Genomic DNA, 18,273 nt, shown 5'->3' with positions numbered 1-18,273 from the left:
GTTAGGTTCGTGATTAACCCAAAGCCGTATCGAGAAACATCATCACCCCAAAACCGAGCATCAGCCCCAAGGTCGCCGGGGTCTCATGCCCGTTGCGATGAGTCTCGGGAATGACCTCATGGGAGACCACAAAAATCATCGCCCCGGCGGCCAAACCGAGCGCAATGGGATATCCCAACGCAAAGCTGCTGGAAATACCCAGTCCAACAATGGCGCCAATCGGTTCCATCAACCCTGAGCCCACCGCAATAAGCGCGGCGCGAAGTGCTGAGATGCCTGTCACGCGTAATGCCAGGGCGACAGCCAGACCTTCGGGAATATCCTGAATGGCGATCGCCGCGGTCAGCGGCAATCCGACCTTCATGTCGCCGTTGGCGAAGCTCACGCCAATGGCCATACCTTCCGGCAGGTTATGCAGTGTGATTGCCAGCACGAACAACCAGACACGATTGATGCGCTGCGCATCCGGCCCGCGGCGTCCGCTTTTCTCGTGTTCGTGAGGCACGAAACGATCAAGACCGACCATCAGCGCTACGCCCAATCCCAACCCTGCAACGACGACGCAGGCTGCGAGCAGTTGGTTATCGCAAAGCGCCTGAGCCGCTTCTATGCCCGGCAGAATCAGCGAAAACGAACTGGCGGCCAGCATCATCCCGGCGGCGAAGCCGAGCATGATGTCTTGGGTTCGGGCGGCGATGTCTCGTAACGCGATCGCTACGACAGCGCCCATTGCCGTCGCAGCGAAGCCGGTCATGCCACCGATAAAGGCGAAGTACAGATTCTGTTTGTTGGCCCCGACGAAGGCGCCATACCCGCTGATCAGCAGGAAGATTGTCACCCCGATCAGAACTGACCAGAAGACGCGACCGCCCCACCCAGACTCTGAGAATCGAGCGAACAAGGAGCGAGGTGGTGCGCCTGATGAGGACAACGGCTCGGGCATGGAAACCTCCTGTTTTGTTGATTCGATATTTTCAGCGGATGCGGATAACCAACGTACATGACCTCAGTGGTAATCGTCTCCAGCGACTGCGCGCAGATAGGCGACATCTGCTTCTCTGCGCAGGTCGCGCCACTCGTCCCAGCTGAGTATGCCCAAGCGATCCATTTCGTCCGACTGGCGCAGCAGTTCATCGTGATAGGCGTCTGGGCAGTCCATGCGCAATTCAAGGTTTTCCAGTGCACGTTGCCAGGCCGCCAAAGCGAGTAATCTGGTTTCTTGTGCGAATGTCAGTTGATTCTTGAACGCGTTCATTTCGCCCACCCCGAATATTTCCCGGTTGAGCGACTGATTTCGGGTTAGGTTCAAAATGTCTGACGAAAAGCGGATGACTGAAAGCTCTCTGCTGACGTGGCCACCAACCAATCCCAGCTCATGGATGGGGTAACGGTATGGGGCAATCGCCCCGCCACTGAATCCAGTGGCGGGGCGATGCGATTTGTTGCGTCAAAGCACCATCAGGAAGCATCAATCCAGATGGTTTTGATTTCAGTGTATTGGTCGTGCGCCCAGATCGACTTGTCGCGTCCGCCAAACCCCGACTCTTTGTAGCCGCCGAATGGCGTAGAGGCGTCGCCCTCACCGAAGCAGTTCACCGTGACAATCCCGGCGCGAATCTCGCGTGAGAGTTTCAGGGCATGGCGCAGGTTGCCGGTGTAAGCCGACGCTGCCAGGCCGTAGGCCGTGTCGTTGGCCAGCTCAATGGCTTCGTCAACGGTCTGGAACGTGGTGACGCTCAGTACCGGGCCGAAAATCTCTTCCTGGAACAAACGGCTATCGCGACTCACGCCGTCAACGATGGTGGGTTCGACGAAGATGTCGTCGCGGGTGTTTCCGCCCACCAACACGCTGAGGTTTTCGTCGCGGGCGACATCAAGGTAGGAGCGCACCTTGTCGAAATGCGCCTTGCTGATCATCGAGCCGAGGCGGTTCTCAGGATCCAGTGGATCGCCCATTTTCCAGTCGCCCAGATGCACCTGCACACGCTGCAACAGTTCATCCTTGACGTCGGCGTGCACGATCAGCCGCGATGAGGCCGAGCAGTTTTCACCCATGTTCCAGAACGCGCCGTTCACCACATGCTGGGCGACGAGGTCGATATCTTCGACATCATTCATCACCACGGCCGGGTTCTTGCCGCCACATTCCAGCACGATGCGTTTGAGGTTCGATTCGCTGGAGTATTTGAGAAACAGCCGCCCGGTGTCGGTCGAACCGGTGAAGCTGACCATCGCCACATCCGGATGACGGCCCAGCGGCTCGCCTGCTTCCTTCCCTCCCCCGGGCACGACGTTGAACACGCCGGCGGGAATCCCCGCCTGATGCGCCAGTTCGGCGACGCGCAAGGTGCTCAAGGTGGTTTCCTTGGCCGGTTTGACCACGATCGAACAGCCCGCGGCCAGCGACGGGCCGATCTTCCAGGCGAGCATCAGCAGCGGGAAGTTCCACGGCAACACCAGGCCGACGACGCCAATCGGTTCACGCACAACCATGGTCACCGCACCCGAGCCGACGGGGGCCGTAGCGTCGTAGATCTTGTCGATCAGCTCGGCATGCCAGCGCAACGTATGAATCGTTTCCGGCACGTCGATGTTCTGGCATTCGCGAATCGGCTTGCCACTGTCCAGGCTTTCCAGCACCGCCAGTTCATGGGCGTTGTCTTCCAGTAACTGGGCAAAGCGCAGCAATACCGATTTGCGTGCGGACGGCGCCAGTGAATGCCAGCGTGCGTCATCGAAGGCTTCCTTCGCGGCGGCCACCGCTGCATCGACATCGTCGGCATTGCACGCGGCAATCTCGGTCAATACCTGTTCGGTGGCCGGGTTGGTCGTGGTGAAGGTCTTGCCCGATCGGGAGGCGCAAAACTGGCCGTTGATGAAGGCTTGATTGCGAAATTCGAGCTTCGCAGCCATTTCACGGTATTGCTCTTTACTCAGCAGGTCTGCCATTTCAAGCCTCCTCGACGATACGCGCGACGTTTTTCTGAAGGGTTTTGATCACGCTTTCCAGCGCTTGCTTCTCGGAAGGCTCCAGCGCTTGTAGTGGCGCCCGGACCCCGCCGGCACGCAGGCCACTGAGTTCGCTGCCATGTTTGATCGATTGCACGAACTTGCCGCTTTCGAGGAAATCCATCAACGGCAACATCGCCGACATGATCCGCCTGCCCTTATCGAAATTTTTCTCGAGGACACAGGCTTCGTAGAGCGCGATGTGTTCGCGCGGGATGAAGTTCGAGCCGGCGCAAACCCAGCTGCGCGCGCCCCAGGCGAAAAACTCCAGCGCCTGATCATCCCAGCCACAGGACAACTGGATCGACGGATGGGCATGAGCCAGACGGTGCAGGCGACTCATCTCACCCGAACTTTCCTTGATCGCGGCGATGTTCTTGCAGCCGGCAATCGCTTCGAAAAACTCGTCGCCCATCGCCACACCCATCCGCGACGGGTAGTTGTACAGCATGATCGGCAGCCCGGCGGCCTTGTCCACGGCGAGTACGTGGGCGGCAATTTCCTTTTGCGTCGGCAAGGCATACGGTGGCGAACCGACCAGGATGGCATCCGCTTCCAGTGATTTGGCTTTTTCGGCGAAGTACACCGAGTCTTCAGTACGAATGCCGCCGGTGCCGATGACCAGCGGCAAACGTCCGCGAATAACCTCTTTGGCTCGCTCGGCCACGGTTACGCGCTCCTCGGCGGTGTGCGCGTAATACTCACCGGTGGAGCCGCCAATAACGATGCCGTGAACCTTGGACTCGATCAGGTATTCGAGCACGTCGGAGAACGCCGAATAGTCGATCTGGCCATCAGCGGACAACGGGGTAATCGCAGGGGTAAAAATTCCGTCAAAGTTCATAGCATTTTCTCCAGTGGTTCAATGTTCAATCCGTGTGCCCGACGGCATGCCAGGCAGACCGTGGTTATTGGCGGCGCAAGCCTTCAGGACGGCAGCAGAGCGACGAGGCTTCAGCGACCCTCAACTTTCTCTCCCGGCGCGGTACTGCCCCCACTTGAGGTTCATGTTCACCCCAAGCGAAAGGAACGGTTCTGGCGGGTTGCTGTTGGGGCCTGGCGCCTGCAACAGGAAATCAATCAGTGGGTCACGCTCCCCCGCCAGCCAGTCAGCGAGCAACTTGCCGGTGACGGTTCCACGCGTGACACCCAGACCGTTGCAGCCCAGCGCGCCGTAAACGTTGGGCGCCAGTTCACCGAAGAAGCCGTTGTGATTGCGCGACATGGCCAAGGCGCCGCCCCAGGTGTATTCAAACGTCACGTCCGGCAACATCGGGAAACGCTGATCGAATGAAGCCTTGTGCCGACGCACGAAACGCTCGTTGTATTTGCGGTTGCTGCGACCATCCGGGTTGAAGGTGAAACTGTTGCGGATCAGCAGGCGGTTATCCGGGGTTCGGCGCACCGTGGTGCCGAACGGATCCGCCGGAATGGCACCCCAGAACGGTTTGCCGCCCAGCCGTGCCTGTTCTTCTTCGGTCAGCGGCCGCGTGATGCTGGCGTAGGTGTAGATCGGCAACATGCGCCCTTGCAGGAAACCGAAACGCATACCGAACGAGTTGTTCGCCAGAATCAGCTTGTCGGCAGTGATGCTGCCGTGGGCGTGTTTGAGCAGCGTCTTGGCGCCGTATTCCACTTCCAGAATCGGGGTCCGCTCATACAGCGTGACGTTCGACGGCAAATGGTCGGCCAAGCCTTTCACCAGTCCGGACGGTTGCAGCAACACTGCGCCCGGCGTAAACAAAGCTTTGCGGTAAAACCGTGTGCCCAAGTGTTCGGGCAACTCATCGGCATCAATCATCTGAAAAGGCTGATCGAGTTTTTCCAGGCCCCGGCGATAGGCATCGAGGACGGCGATACCGCGGTTCTCCACCGCCGCCTGATATTTGCCGCAGGCTTTCATCTGACATTCGATGCGGTATTGATCGACCAGCTCGCGAAGTATCGATTGGCCGGCCAGATTGAGTTTCAAACTGGTCCGGGCAAGCGCGATGTCACCGATGTAATCCTCAGCACCAATGTCATGGGGAAGATCAATGGCAAAACCGGCATTACGCCCCGAAGGCCCCAGTCCGACTTCCTGCGCTTCGATCAGCACCACTTCGTCGTCGGGAAAATTCAACGCCAGTTGCCGCGCGCACGCCAGTCCCGTGAAGCCGGCACCGATGATCACCCAGCGGGCTGAACGGTGCCCGCGGTGAGCCGGCTCGGGACTGCGTGGCTTGCTCAAATGAAACCAGCCACAACTATCATCATCGGCGGGTAATGAACTGACTTTCATAGTGTTGAACCGTTAATCGTTGAAGTTGCAAAACGCACGCGGCACAAAGCAAACGCACGCAGTGGCGTTGATCCGGAAACTTGCAAAACTTGCACTTGCGCAAACAGTGACGATTGACTGTTTGTTTTAAAAACTGGCCGCCACGGCGTAACGTCCGCTACTGGCATAGTCGTTGGCGTAGTAATAATCCCTGAAGGTCATGGGCGGTAAGCCGAACAGGTCCTTGAAGCGTTTATAGAAGTGCGGATAGCTGACAAACCCGGTGGCCAGAGCCACATCCGTCAACGAACGATCACTTTGCACAATCAGTTGCCGAGCCCGAGTCAAACGCAGTTCCAGGTAGTAGCGATTGGGTGCGGCATTGAGATAGCGGGCAAACCGTCTTTCCAGTTGCCGGCGTGACACGCCGACCTGACTGGCGATTGCGTCAATTTCCAGCGGCTCCTCAATGTTTTTTTCCATCAAGTCGAGCGCGATGTTCAAAGGCTTGGGAATCGCTGAACAGCGGAGACTGTCGGCAGTCTTCGGTTGAAGGTGTCCAGACTGGTGAACCCGTTTTATTTCATCGACCAGTGCCGCATCGTTGCGCGCTCCCAGCTCCTGCATGATTGCCAGGGTCATATCCAGCGCTGAATGAGCGTTGGCGCAAGTGGCTCGGCGCTGTGCGCAAATAAACTCACGAGCGGAAACTTTCAACTGCGGGAAATATTCATTGATCAGGCCGCAGCTGTCGCTGTGGCAGGCGAACTCGCAAGCCTCCAGCAAACCGGCATCGGCCAGATAAAACGCGGCATTCCAGCACCCGGCAACGATCCCTTTGCCTGCGGACTTCTTTAGTACTCGGCGCAGCACTGGCTGCGCGGCAAGCCTCACACGATGGCCTCCGACGACAATCACCGCATCATGATTGAAACCTTCGGCAAGCAGCCTTTGCGAAGCCAGCGACACGCCAATATCGCTTTCAACCAGCCCGCCCTGAAGTGAGTAGGTCGATACCGTGTAAATCGTCTCAGCGTTGATCAGGTTTCCAGTGGCAAAGGCATCCATCGCCGTTGAAAGGGTCGTCAACGAAAAATGATCGAGCAGGATAAACGCCACCCGCACCACACGTTCGTGGCCCGACATCACGGTGGATGGGCGAAAGCCGATGTTCTGTTGTTTCAACGGACTCTGGAACGTTTCCATCTTGCGTCACCCGCTCACCTTCACTTGAAACGACAACCCGTTGGTTTGGCGACCGGCACGGCCCGCCGCCAATCCGTGGTCGAACCGATTACTTCGCTGCCGCCCGTGCGTCACTCAACCAGCCGTCATAGGCTTGCTGGTTGGCCTTGATCCATTCCGCGGCATGCCGTTTGATGTCGGCCAGCGATTTTTCACCGTTCTGCATGCGCAGGTTTTGCGCACTTTCAGCGGCGGTCGGGATGCTGACTTCAGAGAGGAATTTGCGCGCCACCGGGTTCTTCTCGGCGAACTCCTTGCTCATGACGGCATTGATCGTATCCACCGGGAAGCCGAGGTTCTTGCCGTCATGGAAGGTGTCCTTGCTTGCCTGGCCATCTGGCAGCGAGGTGAACGGCACCGGCAACCAGACCACGTCACGCCCTTCCACCAGAACACTGGCGATCCATTGCGGAACCCAAGTGAAAAACAGCACGGGTTTGCCTTGCTGGAAGCGCGCAATGGTGTCTGCCATCAACGCGAAGTACGAACCGCGGTTGTCGACCACGGTTGGGCCCAAGCCATAGGCTTTCATGTGGTGTTCGACCATGATCTCGCAGCCCCAGCCCGGGTTGCAGCCGGTCAGATCGGCCTTGCCGTCACCGTTGCTGTCGAAGAGTTTGGCGATTTCGGGTTTCTTCAGGTCCGACAGATCCTTGATCTGATAAGCCTCGGCGGTCTTCTTGTCGATCATGTAGCCCTGCAGCACGCCTTTCATGACTTGCCCGACCTTGACCATCACGTCATCGCCGCCGGCCTTCTCATAAAACGCTTGGTGCAGGTGTTCCCATTCATGCACGGTGAAGTCCGCATCGCCGTAAGACAGCGCGAGGAACATCGCCGGGTAATCAACTTCTTTTGGCTGTTTGACGTCGTAGCCCAGTTCCTTGAGGCCGGCGATCACCACTTCACCACGGAAGCGCTCTTCGGCGATGGTCGGGAAGATCGGCGTAATCGAAACACCGGCACCGGGTTTGTTGGCGTCGGCCGCGTAGGCCGCCGAGCACAACAAGGTGCCAAACACTGAAGCTACCAGGCTCGCAACCACGCTTTTCTTGAGATTTGTCAGTTTCATGTTTCACCACGCTTGGAATTTTTAATGGGGTGAGCAGGCCAACTCAATTCGTCACTGGACGTGCAACGTTCTTCTTTTTCTTCAGTTTCATGACCAGCCCCACCGGGCCGCTTTCATACCAGCGCTGACCGGAGGCCAGATCGCTGCTGCGCTCACCCATTGCCTGAGTCAGTCGGTCAAGGAATACCGCGAGCAGCACCAGCCCCGCGCCGCCGACGCTGGCCAGGCCCATGTCGAGGCGGCCGATGCCGCTCAACACCATCAAGCCCAGACCGCCCACCGAAATCATCGAGGCGACGACCACCATCGACAGCGACAGCATCAATGTCTGGTTGAGACCGGCCATCATCGTCGGCGCCGCCAACGGCAACTGCACCTTCATCAGCATTTGCGTAGCCGTGCAACCAAACGCTCGAGCGGCTTCGACCTTGTCCGCCGGGACCTGACGAATACCAAGGTTGGTCAGCCGCACCAGTGGCGCGACGGAAAAGATGATGGTGACGATCACACCGGGGACGTTGCCGATACCAAAGAGCATCACCACCGGCACCAGGTAAACGAACGCCGGCAGTGTCTGCATCGCATCCAGCACCGGGCGGATGATCATTTCCGTGCGATCACTGCGTGCGCACAAGATGCCCAGCGGGATGCCGATAACCGCGCAGAACAACAGCGATGTCAGCACCAGGGCCAGTGTGACCATCGCATCACTCCACACACCGATCAGTCCAAGCCCGGTGAGGGTGGCGACGCTGAAAATGGCGATGCGCTTGCCGCCAATCTGCCAACTGATCAGCCCGGCGATGATGATGAACACCGTCGGCGGAACCGACAGCAGTCCCCACTGCACACCGTCCAGCACTTGATCGACCGGCCAGCGGATCGAGCGAAACACTTCCCTGAAGTTATGCACCAGATATTTAAGGGCGGTTTCCACCCAGGATCCCAAAGGAATATTTAAACTATGGAAAGGATCTAGAAAGTTGAAGTCTGACATGGTGCTACCTCGCCCTCAGAAGCGGTAAATCAATTCTGATTATTCGCAGTTCAGCTATTACACAGACAGCTCAGAAGATGGCCTTGCGAAATCGAACCTTTATAAAGCCCAACTTCATCCACCACCGGCATGGGAGTTGCCGAGGCCGCAACCAGATGAAAGATGTCACGAAGAGACGCTTCCGCTTTAATCGGTATTTGCCCGCCCGGTATATAAGCGACATTGCAATCCTGTTGGGCGATATCACCCGCTTTCAGAATGCGACTGGTGTCGAAGCCGTTAAAGAAATCGCGAACATATTTATTCACCGGGTTGCACAGCAGTTCACGCGGCGTGCCGATTTGCACCACCCGCCCGCCTTCCATGATCGCAATGCGATGCCCGATGCGAACCGCTTCTTCTATATCGTGGGAGATGAAAATGATGGTGCGATCCTGCTCGGCCTGGAGCTTGATCAACTCGCCCTGCATTTCGCTGCGAATCATCGGATCGAGTGCCGAGAACGCTTCGTCCATCAACAGAATGGCGGGATCGTTGGCCAGCGCGCGGGCCAGACCGACGCGTTGTTGCATGCCGCCGGAGAGTTGGTGAGGAAAGCTCAGTTCCTGCCCCGAAAGTCCGACCTGCTCCAGTGCGCCCATCGCGCGGCAGTAGCGTTCTTTCTCGCTGACACCGCTGATTTCCAGGCCGAAGCTGACGTTGTCGATGACACTCATGTGCGGCATCAAAGCAAACGACTGGAAGACCATGCCCATGTCTTTGCGGCGAACTTGCAACAAGTCCTTGTCGCCCAGGCCAGTGATTTCCTTGCCATTGAGAAAGATCTGCCCGGACGTCGGTTCGATCAGCCGGTTGAACAATCTGACCATGGTCGATTTGCCCGAGCCGGACAAACCCATGATCACGAAAATCTCACCGCGGCGAACAGAGAAGTTGGCATCAAAAACACCAATCGCCTGACCGGTCTTTTTAAACACTTCAGCTTTTGACGCGCCTTCTTTAACCATTTTCATGGCAAGTGCTGGCTGCGTACCGAAGACTTTGAAAACATTCTTTACGCAGATGATCTCGTCGGAGCTTGTCATACCATGCCTCCTTCGCATCGTGCATCTTTCGCATTAAGCGACAGGCAAACGAGCAAAAATAATTGTAAGCGGCAGCGGTAATGAATAAATGTCTTCACGACGGGCTTCCTTTTATTATTTTTGAGGTCCCAGGAAAAAGGGATGTTTCAAATCTATTAGCATCACCCCGCTTAATCCAACTACATTTACAGGGACAATTCGATAACGTCGGGTTATCGGTTGCGACGACTGCCATTGCCGAGTGCTGCGTCAGCACCATGAGCGACCGGGTCTATCCCCACAGCGACGCTCGCGTAGCCCTCCCCGCACGGTTCCGTTACCCTCCTCGCGCTTCGTTGGGGAGTTGTATCGTTAGGAGAGTGTACGAATGAGCAAGCATGTCGACCCTGACACCATTCTGCTGAAAATGCCGTCCTTGAGGGCTGTGAAGGCATTTGTCGCCGCGGCCAAATACGAAAGCTTCACCCGTGCGGCGGAGGCATTGTGCGTTTCGCAAGCCGCGATCAGCCGGCAGATCCGTGAGCTGGAAAGCTATCTGGGCGCGCAACTGTTTACCCGGGTCGGCCGGGCGGTGGAACTGACGGCCGCCGGCGCGGTGTTCTTCGATGCCGCGCAGCTGTCCTTCGTCAACATCGCCCAGGCTGCCGAACGCATCCGCAGCAGTCAGTCGACCAAGAAGGTCCTCACCGTCTGTTGCTCGCCGGCCTTTTCCGCACTGTGGCTGTCGAACCATCTGCAAGAGTTCTTCGCACAGTGCCCGGATATCGAACTCAACCTGATCACCACGCAGAACTTTCTGACCATGGAACCCGGTGTGCAGCCGGACATCTTCATCACCAAGATTTCGCGCATCCGTGATGGTTATAGAAGCTATCCGTTGTGCCACGACGTAATTTACCCGGTGTGCACCCCGCAGTATCTGGAGAAACACCCGGAGATTGCGACGATCGAAGGCGTGCGCGATTCGGCCCTGCTCAACCTCAGCCCTTACGGTCGCTCGCAAGTCGCCGAACATGTCGACTGGGGCGTGTGGCTGGCATTTCAGGCCATCGATATTGACGATCGCCCGGCGAACAGTCCGCAGATCTTCAACGCCAACGACTACAACCTGCTGATCAGCATGGTCCTGACCCACCAGGGCATTGCGTTGGGCTGGAATCACTTGGTCACGGGATTGGTGCAGCAAGGCCTGTTGGTGCGACCGATCGAGCAACAGGTGCAACTGCGCAACAGCTGGCACTACCTGAGCTGTCGCGAAAGCTCCGAAAACGAAGACGAGTTGCGGCGTTTTCGTGAATGGATTCTGGCGAAGTTTCCCCGCCGTTAATCCGCACCGCACCGTCGTCGGATGATTTGGTTATCAATAGCCCGACGAAAATGTTGCTAGAGCGGCACCCTCCCCCTGGCTCATTGTTGAGCCGCGCCGGCCATGATCGGTTCGGCTCAACTCACAGGAAGGGATTGTTGAATGTCACTCTTCGAATTCTGTCGCGACTTTGATTTCCTCGATGCCCCGCTCAAGACTCGTGCAATCGTGCAGGACAGTCTGCTGGACATCGTCGGCGTCATGGCCGGCGCGGCCAGCAATGACACCAGCAGCACCATGCGACGTTTTGCCGAACAGCATTACCCGGCGGGCGTCTACAGCAGTCGCCTGATCTTTGGCGGACAGCGTGTCAACGTGCTCGGCGCAGCTTGGGCGGGAGGGTTCAGCGCTGACAGCCTCGATGCCCACGAAGGCCACTTCAAATCCAAGGGCCATGCCGGAGCGACCGTTGTTCCCGCCGTGCTTGCCCTCGCCGATGCGCTGCATCATCAAGGCCAGTCGATCAGTGGCCATGAACTGCTCACCGCACTGTGTATCGGTTATGAAACGGCGCTGCGGGCCGGCTCCGCCTTGATGGCGACTTCGCCGACTTATCACGCATCGGGTGGTTTTTCCGCGCTGGGCGTTGTCTGCGCCGGCGCGCGCATGCTGGGCTTTGATGAGCCGACCTTTCGCCACGCCTTGGGCATCGCCGAATACTTCAGTGCACGCTGTCCGATGATGCGCGTGGTGCAAGCGCCGACCATGCTGCGCGATGCCCACGGTGCAGGCGCATTTGCGGGATTGAACGCCTTGCTCATGGCCCGGGAAGGCATCACCGGTGCGCCGGCAGAAACGGTTGAAGGCATCACCGTCGCCGAATACTGGAGCGACATCGGTGCACGCTGGGAGATCGACAGTCAGTACTTCAAACCCTGGCCAGTTTGCCGCTGGGCACAACCGGCGCTGACCGCCATGCTCGAACTGCAACGGGAAAACCCTCAGCTCGATGCGGATTCGATTGAAACCGTTCGCGTCGAAACGTTCTACGAGTCGATGTGTTTGCAAGGACATACGCCGAATGACGCCGACCAGGCGCAGTACGCCCTCGCCTTTCCGCTGGCCGCACTGATTGTCCGGGGCAAGGTCGGTCCGGAGGAAGTCACCGGCGCGGCGATTTTTGCCGAAGATATTCGGGAATTGAGCCGCCGTATCGAAATCGTCGAAGCCGCCGATATCTCCGCCCGTTTCCCCGACGAAATCCTTTCCCGGTTGACCATCACCCTGAAGAACGGCGGCGTGCTGGTGAGTCCAATCACTGCCGCGCGGGGCGACCCCGAAACGCCCCTCAGCGCTCAAGAGCTGAGTCAGAAATTTGATCTGTTCGCCAGCGGTCTCGGTGTAGAGCGCAGTGCCGAGGTGAAAACAGCGATCAAACAAATCGCTCAATCCAGCTGTGCCATTACCGCGCTGGAACCGATTTTTCACCCAGTGCTGGCACGCCAGTCAGACATCATCGATAACCCCAACGCATGAATTGCCCACAGCAAATGTCGTTTGTGATCGCTGTCCTGCGCCCTATAGGCTGAGGGCTATGTCGCCCCTGGGAGGATAATAATGAATAAAGAAAGCGTTTTTGACCTGATCGCACAGCGCAAGGCCTGGCACTCGCTGCCGGGCACTCTTTACAGCAATGAAAGTGTTTACCGCCAGGATCTTGAGCAGATCTGGCACAAGGACTGGATCTTCGCCGGCCACACCTTTGAAATCATCAAGCCAGGGCAGTATTTCACCCTGCAGATCGGTGACTATCCCGTTGCCGTGGTGCGTGGCAAAGATGGAGAAGTTCGGGCGTTCCATAATGCCTGCCGTCACCGCGGCGCAAAAATCTGCGAGGCCGATCACGGCAAAGTGGCGAAGATGGTTTGCCCGTATCACAAGTGGACGTATGAGCTGGATGGCAACCTGTTGTTCGCCGGCAACATGGGCCAGGATTTCGACAAATCCCAATACAGTCTGAAAAGCGTTCACTGCGAGATCGTCGATACCTACATTTATGTCTGCGTGGCCGCCAAGGCCCCGGACTTCGAGGGTTTCCGCAAAGCCGTCAGTCCTTTCATCGCGCCGCACTATCTTGAAAACTGCAAAGTGGCGTTCGAGTCGAACATCATCGAGAAAGGCAACTGGAAACTGGTCTTCGAAAACAATCGCGAGTGCTATCACTGCGACGGCTCCCACCCGGAGCTGCTGCATTCGTTCGTCGATAATCTGTCGGTGGGCGGCGTCAGTGGCGAAGATGATCCAGAGCTGTCGGCTTACTGGTCCAAGTGCGAGAGCGCCGGGTTGCCAAGCCGTTTGGTGATGGACATCAACGGCCAGTTCCGCATGACCCGTATTCCGCTGTCATCCGGTGCCGTCAGCTACACCATGGATGGCAAACCGGCCGTTGCCGGTCGCCTGGACAAGACAGCTGAAGCGGACATCGGCGCGCTGCTGTACTTCCACTATCCCTCCACCTGGAATCACTTCCTCGGTGACCATGCCCTGAGCTTCCGGGTGCTGCCGATCAGCGCCACTGAAACTCTGGTCACCACCAAATGGCTGGTACCTGACAGCGCAGTGGAAGGTGTGGATTACGATATCGAGCGCCTGACCAAAGTCTGGATTGCCACCAACGATCAGGACCGCACGCTGGTCGAGGGTACCCAGCGTGGCGTGACCTCGCCGTCGTACGAGCCGGGTCCTTATTCGGAAACGGCCGAGACCGGCGTTTGTCAGTTCGATGACTGGTACTGCGCGACCATGATGGATCGGCTCAAAGGCCCCATTCCGTTGAAGTATGTTGGCTGATCGGCGTTCTGTTCACTCATGTTAACCCTGCTCCCTGCCAGCATCCCGACGGATGCTGGCAGGGACTCTTTCGTCTCGAAAAGCTGTTGTTCCGGTTCGTCGCCAAAAAAAGCCGGGAGACACCGATAAGGATGTCCACCTCAATGAACACCTCGACATCATCCGTGGCGACTTATGCAAACTACGGCGAGCGCATGTCCACGCGCATCGTGTTTTTGATCACCGGCATGGTGATGTCGGCCTGGGCGCCACTCGTGCCGTTAGTCAAAGCGCGTACCGGACTGGACGACGGTGGACTGGGCCTGTTGTTGCTGGGGTTTGGTATCGGCTCGATCGTCGCCATGCCGTTTGCCGGTTACCTGACTGCACGTTTTGGCTGCCGGCCAGTGATCATCTGCTCAACTCTCGCGTTGTGTTCGGTGCTGCCGATGCTCAGCCATCTGACATGGCTGCCGGGGCTGGCGCTCGCCGTGCTGGGGTTCGGCGCGAGCATGGGCATGCTCGATTGCGCGATCAATATCCAGTCGATCATTGTTGAAAAGAACAGCGGCGAAACCCTGCAATCCGGTTTTCACGGGCTCTACAGCGTCGGCGGTATCGCCGGTGCCGGGGCCATGACGGCGATGCTCAGCCTGGGGCTGGATCCGCTGCTGTCTGTGCTGTGTCTGGTGGCGATCATCCTCGCTGCGCTGTACAAAGCTGCGCCAAGTTTGTTGCCCTATGGCACGGAAAGAGACGGCCCGTTGTTGGCGATGCCACGGGGGATCGTGCTGCTATTGGGCGTCCTGTGTTTCATTGTTTTCCTTACGGAAGGCGCCATGCTCGACTGGAGCGCGGTTTTCCTTGCCTCGCAACGCGCAATGGAACCCAGCTACGCAGGCTTGGGTTATGCGAGCTTCGCCGCGGCGATGACGCTCGGGCGCCTGACCGGAGATGCCATCGTCAGTCGGCTGGGTGGCATTCGCGTGGTGGCGCTGGGCGGGATCTGCGCGGCGGCCGGCATGTTGGTTTCGCTGGTGTTCGAGAGTTGGCAGGCGTCCTTGCTGGGCTATGCCTTGGTCGGCATCGGCTGCTCGAACATTGTCCCGGTGCTGTTTACCGCGGCAGGTCGGCAACAGCGCATGCCCCAGCGCACCGCGATTCCGGCGATCATTTCCATGGGCTACGCTGGCATTCTCATGGGGCCGGCGTTTATCGGCATGGTTGCGCATCTCAGTACGCTGGTGGTCGCGTTGGGTGGCTTGGTTTTCCTGTTGTTGTTTGTCAGCTACGCCGCAAGATTTTTGAAGACCTGATGCGCTGGTCACAAGCCTTTGGAACATTGATCGGCTTGCAGGAAATCTTTTAGCGAAGCCTGATAAAGGGTCAGTGGTCGATTGTCGGGCTGCGACAGTGCAAATGGAATCACAACGAGATGTGAAACCGTTGTGGCGCTCACTGAGTAAGTTGTTTGCCTGCAAAAGCCGTTATCTTTATTCAGGATGAAATCAAACTTGTACAGGTCTGGCCTTGTACACCAGCTCGGAATCAAACCAAAACTCAACCCCGTCAAATACTCTTGTGTGCAAGCGCCACCCAATGAGAATTCCGAGACTTTGATTTCCAATGCAGGGAGGCTCGAGGCTACAGGGCTGGAGCTGTGATCCTGTGCATTTGGAAACATGCTTTTTGTCAGCGCGTAGGCGTCTTTGCCAAGGCGACTGTTTTTCCAGGGAGAGTCTATTTCGTAGCTGAAGCTGGAGATGGTTTCCTGTTTTGCGGCTCCCGCGTGTTCGTTGATTGTCGGCACGGTCGCATAGGAGGTACATCCTGAACACAGCATCGCAACACTGACAACAACACATCCATGAGCTATTAAGCGGCGCATTCTAAATTTCAGTCCCCACTATTGATCAGCCATTGCACTGGCGTTTTTCTGGCCTGCTTCGGCCAGCTTCTTTTGCACATAAAAAAGCATCAGCACCGAGTTTCTCTGAGCCTGTCGAGACTGTTGTTCGAACAACGCCACAAGCTGTTCTTCACGCTTGCACCCAGCATTGACATTGCCCTTTGCAAATTCGCAGGTACCGTATTGGCCCCAGCCTTTGCGGGCCTCATCGGTATCTCGGGCGGGATACACCCAATACGCTTTCCATGCACCGTCGACGACAGGTTTACCGGCTGCGTCTATCTGCTCTATCGCCTGCAAGGTGGCTGTCGCGGCGGCATTCAAAAAATGCTGAGGAGTGGCATCGGCTTGACCTGCCTCATCACGAAGCGCCTGACACTGCGCTTCAGACAAATCGAACACTGGCAGCGCTTCAATGCTCTCGAACTCATCAAACGGATCGGCAGGATTGCCCGGCAACTTGGCGTGGTAAGCCGGGACTACATGGCCGGGGACGCTCATGTCCTGTATGTAATGCAGGACCCTTCCCGCTTGCTCGTATACCTCAACGGGATCGGCATCAGGTTCCGCCAGCAGCGCGTTCAGCTTTTCAATGCGTTTGGAAAAAATCACATCCAGGCTGCGATTGGCGAACCAGAAGGGCTCAAGCTTTTTGTTGCGGTTATAGAAGTGCCAATTGGTAGCGCGCTGAGGGAGCGTCAGCAGGTTTGAATCCTCAGCGTCAGTGCCTGCCGCCAAAGCCTCGGCCAACTGCTCGGGCAACTTCACCCCCGGGCAGCGTTGATACGCCTGCGCTGCTCTCAGTGCATAGGCCGAATGCAGGTCGGGGTTGAAGGCGAAGGCCGGGGTTGAAGGGTTGAACAGCAGCGATAGGCCAAATGCTGCGAGGTAACGTGTTGCGGCTGTTCGGCCTATCGGGGTGGCTTCCATGCTGTTGATCTCCAGAAACTTGCGTGATTGCGCAACACTGACCGTACACGAGGCAATTTAGCACTTAGGTGATGGCAAAAAGCTGTTTTTTCTCCGTCCGCTCAGGACAAGCATAAATGGCAACACCTGCGTCCTAACGTCGCAGCAAACAGCTATTGGCAAATCCTGCACAAGCCTTAGAATCCCGCGCTCTCTTGCAGCCCTCTCGGTGTCTGCCCGCACCACACACACCGGCTTGGCAATCGCATGCGCAGAGGCGCACGTTGCGCTGTTCGATCTCTAGAGGTTTTTATGTCTCCGCGTTTGCTGGCCATGGCGCTGGCGCCCCTGCTCGGGCTGTTCATTGTTGCGCTGGGCAACGGCTTTTTGTCTTCGCTGACCACCCTTCGACTCGACGCCGCCGGCGCTTCGGCGACGATGATCGGTGTCGTTTCCTCGGCCTACTTCATCGGCCTGACCCTGGGCGCCGTGTTCAATGACCGCTTGATTCTGCGCATCGGCCATATCCGCGCCTATGGCAGCTTTGCTTCGCTGATCGCCGTGACCATCCTGCTGCAGGGATTGTTTTACGACACTTGGGGCTGGTTCGCCCTGCGCCTGATCAACGGCTGGGCCACGGTCGGTGTGTTTCTGGTGATCGAAAGCTGGCTGCTGCTGGCCGGCGACGCGAAGATTCGTGGGCGCTTGCTCGCGTTGTACATGATCGTCCTGTACGGCGCCGGTGTGCTGGGTCAGGCAACGTTGGGCAAGATCACCGGGTTGAGCGACAGCGCACCGTTCATGATCGCCGGCATGCTCGCTTCGTTGTCGGTGCTGCCGATCGTGATCCTGCCGCGCGTGTCGCCATTGCTCGATCAGGTCGAGCCGCTCAAGCCTCGGCAACTATTGGGCGTGACGCCGACCGGGCTGGTCGGCTGTTTCGGTTCGGGTGTGACCATTGCGGCGATCTACACCTTGCTGCCGCTGTACTTGCAGCGCAGTGGTCTGAATGTCGGGGAAGTCGGCAGCATGATGGCCTGGACGATCCTCGGTGCGATGCTCCTGCAATACCCGGTGGGACGCTGGTCTGATCGCAAGGATCGCTTGCAAGTGCTGACGATTCTGACAGTGGCGTGCACGGTATTGTCGCTGTTGATCGTCCTGGTGCCGTTGTCCTCGACGATGCTCGCGGTGATGTTGTTTCTGCTTGGTGGTGGTGTGTTCGCGCTTTACCCGGTCGCGGTCAGCCATGCCGCCGACCGCGCCCCGGCCGAAGCCTTGGTGCCGATGATTCAGGGCTTGCTGCTGATCAACTCACTGGGCTCGGCGATCAGCCCGATGATGATCTCGCCGGTGATGAATTCGTTCGGTGCCAATGGTTTGTTCTGGGTGTTTGCACTGGTCAATCTGTGCATGGTTACCTTCTTCCTGTGGCGCCGTGGCAAACGCCCGGTTCCGGCCAATCCCGCGCCGTTTGCAGCGGCAGCCACGTTCTCGCCGACAGGTGCGGAGCTGCGGGTGACTGAAGATCTGCGTCAGGCGGTGCAGGAGCATCCGCCGATGGTTGATGCACTGAGCGGCGAGCCTTCGCCGCAATGTGAGACGCGCTAAGGGGTGCGCCAGTCTGCGTCAAGCGCAGGCTGGCTCGCAGC

16 protein-coding genes are annotated in these 18,273 nt (G+C 57.8%); 5 read left to right on the top strand and 11 right to left on the bottom strand.

The window, feature by feature from the left end; all coding sequences use genetic code 11:
* Positions 1 to 13: 13 nt before the first annotated feature.
* The 9 genes from AB4N44_RS02070 to AB4N44_RS02030 all read right to left on the bottom strand — a co-directional run bounded on the left by AB4N44_RS02070 (position 14) and on the right by AB4N44_RS02030 (position 9,668).
* A complete protein-coding gene (locus AB4N44_RS02070) occupies positions 14 to 943 on the bottom strand; it encodes a ZIP family metal transporter (protein WP_316916341.1) in 930 nt (309 codons plus the stop codon).
* 63 nt (positions 944 to 1,006) lie between these two features.
* The gene (locus tag AB4N44_RS02065) at positions 1,007 to 1,255 is read right to left on the bottom strand and encodes a hypothetical protein (protein WP_191630852.1); all 249 of its coding nucleotides are present in this window, start codon (positions 1,253 to 1,255) and stop codon (positions 1,007 to 1,009) included.
* 203 nt (positions 1,256 to 1,458) lie between these two features.
* Positions 1,459 to 2,949: an aldehyde dehydrogenase gene (locus tag AB4N44_RS02060; RefSeq protein WP_460110487.1), complete on the bottom strand. Its 1,491-nt coding sequence runs from the start codon at positions 2,947 to 2,949 to the stop codon at positions 1,459 to 1,461.
* A gap of 1 nt (position 2,950) precedes the next feature.
* The gene (locus AB4N44_RS02055; RefSeq protein WP_460110489.1) at positions 2,951 to 3,853 is read right to left on the bottom strand and encodes a dihydrodipicolinate synthase family protein; all 903 of its coding nucleotides are present in this window, start codon (positions 3,851 to 3,853) and stop codon (positions 2,951 to 2,953) included.
* 120 nt (positions 3,854 to 3,973) lie between these two features.
* A complete protein-coding gene (locus AB4N44_RS02050; RefSeq protein WP_460110490.1) occupies positions 3,974 to 5,290 on the bottom strand; it encodes an NAD(P)/FAD-dependent oxidoreductase in 1,317 nt (438 codons plus the stop codon).
* A gap of 126 nt (positions 5,291 to 5,416) precedes the next feature.
* Positions 5,417 to 6,475: a GlxA family transcriptional regulator gene (locus tag AB4N44_RS02045; protein ID WP_460110492.1), complete on the bottom strand. Its 1,059-nt coding sequence runs from the start codon at positions 6,473 to 6,475 to the stop codon at positions 5,417 to 5,419.
* A gap of 88 nt (positions 6,476 to 6,563) precedes the next feature.
* Positions 6,564 to 7,586, bottom strand: coding sequence for a glycine betaine/L-proline ABC transporter substrate-binding protein ProX (gene proX / locus AB4N44_RS02040; protein WP_460110494.1), 1,023 nt, complete (start codon positions 7,584 to 7,586; stop codon positions 6,564 to 6,566).
* 43 nt (positions 7,587 to 7,629) lie between these two features.
* Entirely contained in the window at positions 7,630 to 8,583 is a 954-nt protein-coding gene (gene proW / locus AB4N44_RS02035; protein WP_460110496.1) for a glycine betaine/L-proline ABC transporter permease ProW, read from the bottom strand.
* 50 nt (positions 8,584 to 8,633) lie between these two features.
* A complete protein-coding gene (locus AB4N44_RS02030) occupies positions 8,634 to 9,668 on the bottom strand; it encodes a quaternary amine ABC transporter ATP-binding protein (protein WP_102899765.1) in 1,035 nt (344 codons plus the stop codon).
* A gap of 367 nt (positions 9,669 to 10,035) precedes the next feature.
* On the opposite strand from AB4N44_RS02030, the gene AB4N44_RS02025 reads away from it, so the two are divergent.
* The 4 genes from AB4N44_RS02025 to AB4N44_RS02010 all read left to right on the top strand — a co-directional run bounded on the left by AB4N44_RS02025 (position 10,036) and on the right by AB4N44_RS02010 (position 15,119).
* Complete coding sequence (locus tag AB4N44_RS02025; protein ID WP_150729204.1) at positions 10,036 to 10,995, top strand: LysR family transcriptional regulator; 960 nt, start codon at positions 10,036 to 10,038, stop codon at positions 10,993 to 10,995.
* 141 nt (positions 10,996 to 11,136) lie between these two features.
* Entirely contained in the window at positions 11,137 to 12,510 is a 1,374-nt protein-coding gene (locus AB4N44_RS02020) for an MmgE/PrpD family protein (RefSeq protein WP_460110498.1), read from the top strand.
* A 78-nt stretch (positions 12,511 to 12,588) separates the two neighbouring features.
* On the top strand, positions 12,589 to 13,824 hold the full coding sequence (locus tag AB4N44_RS02015; RefSeq protein ID WP_460111646.1) for an aromatic ring-hydroxylating oxygenase subunit alpha: 1,236 nt from the start codon (positions 12,589 to 12,591) through the stop codon (positions 13,822 to 13,824).
* 143 nt (positions 13,825 to 13,967) lie between these two features.
* Positions 13,968 to 15,119 carry an MFS transporter gene (locus AB4N44_RS02010; protein WP_460110499.1) on the top strand — a complete coding sequence of 384 codons (1,152 nt, stop codon included), beginning with the start codon at positions 13,968 to 13,970 and terminating at the stop codon, positions 15,117 to 15,119.
* Positions 15,120 to 15,127: 8 nt separating this feature from the next.
* Here the strand turns inward: AB4N44_RS02010 and AB4N44_RS02005 are convergent, their stop codons facing one another.
* Together AB4N44_RS02005 and AB4N44_RS02000 are read right to left on the bottom strand one after the other, a co-directional pair.
* Positions 15,128 to 15,691, bottom strand: a complete 564-nt coding sequence (locus tag AB4N44_RS02005) for a hypothetical protein (protein ID WP_460110501.1) — start codon at positions 15,689 to 15,691, stop codon at positions 15,128 to 15,130.
* An 18-nt stretch (positions 15,692 to 15,709) separates the two neighbouring features.
* Complete coding sequence (locus AB4N44_RS02000) at positions 15,710 to 16,642, bottom strand: phospholipase C/P1 nuclease family protein (protein ID WP_460110503.1); 933 nt, start codon at positions 16,640 to 16,642, stop codon at positions 15,710 to 15,712.
* A 291-nt stretch (positions 16,643 to 16,933) separates the two neighbouring features.
* On the opposite strand from AB4N44_RS02000, the gene AB4N44_RS01995 reads away from it, so the two are divergent.
* Complete coding sequence (locus AB4N44_RS01995) at positions 16,934 to 18,232, top strand: MFS transporter (RefSeq protein WP_460158163.1); 1,299 nt, start codon at positions 16,934 to 16,936, stop codon at positions 18,230 to 18,232.
* Positions 18,233 to 18,273 lie beyond the last annotated feature (41 nt).

This window comes from Pseudomonas sp. S3_C06 (assembly GCF_054667675.1).
Note: the sequence above shows the minus strand (reverse complement) of the source record. Positions and strands in the feature narration are given on the sequence as shown.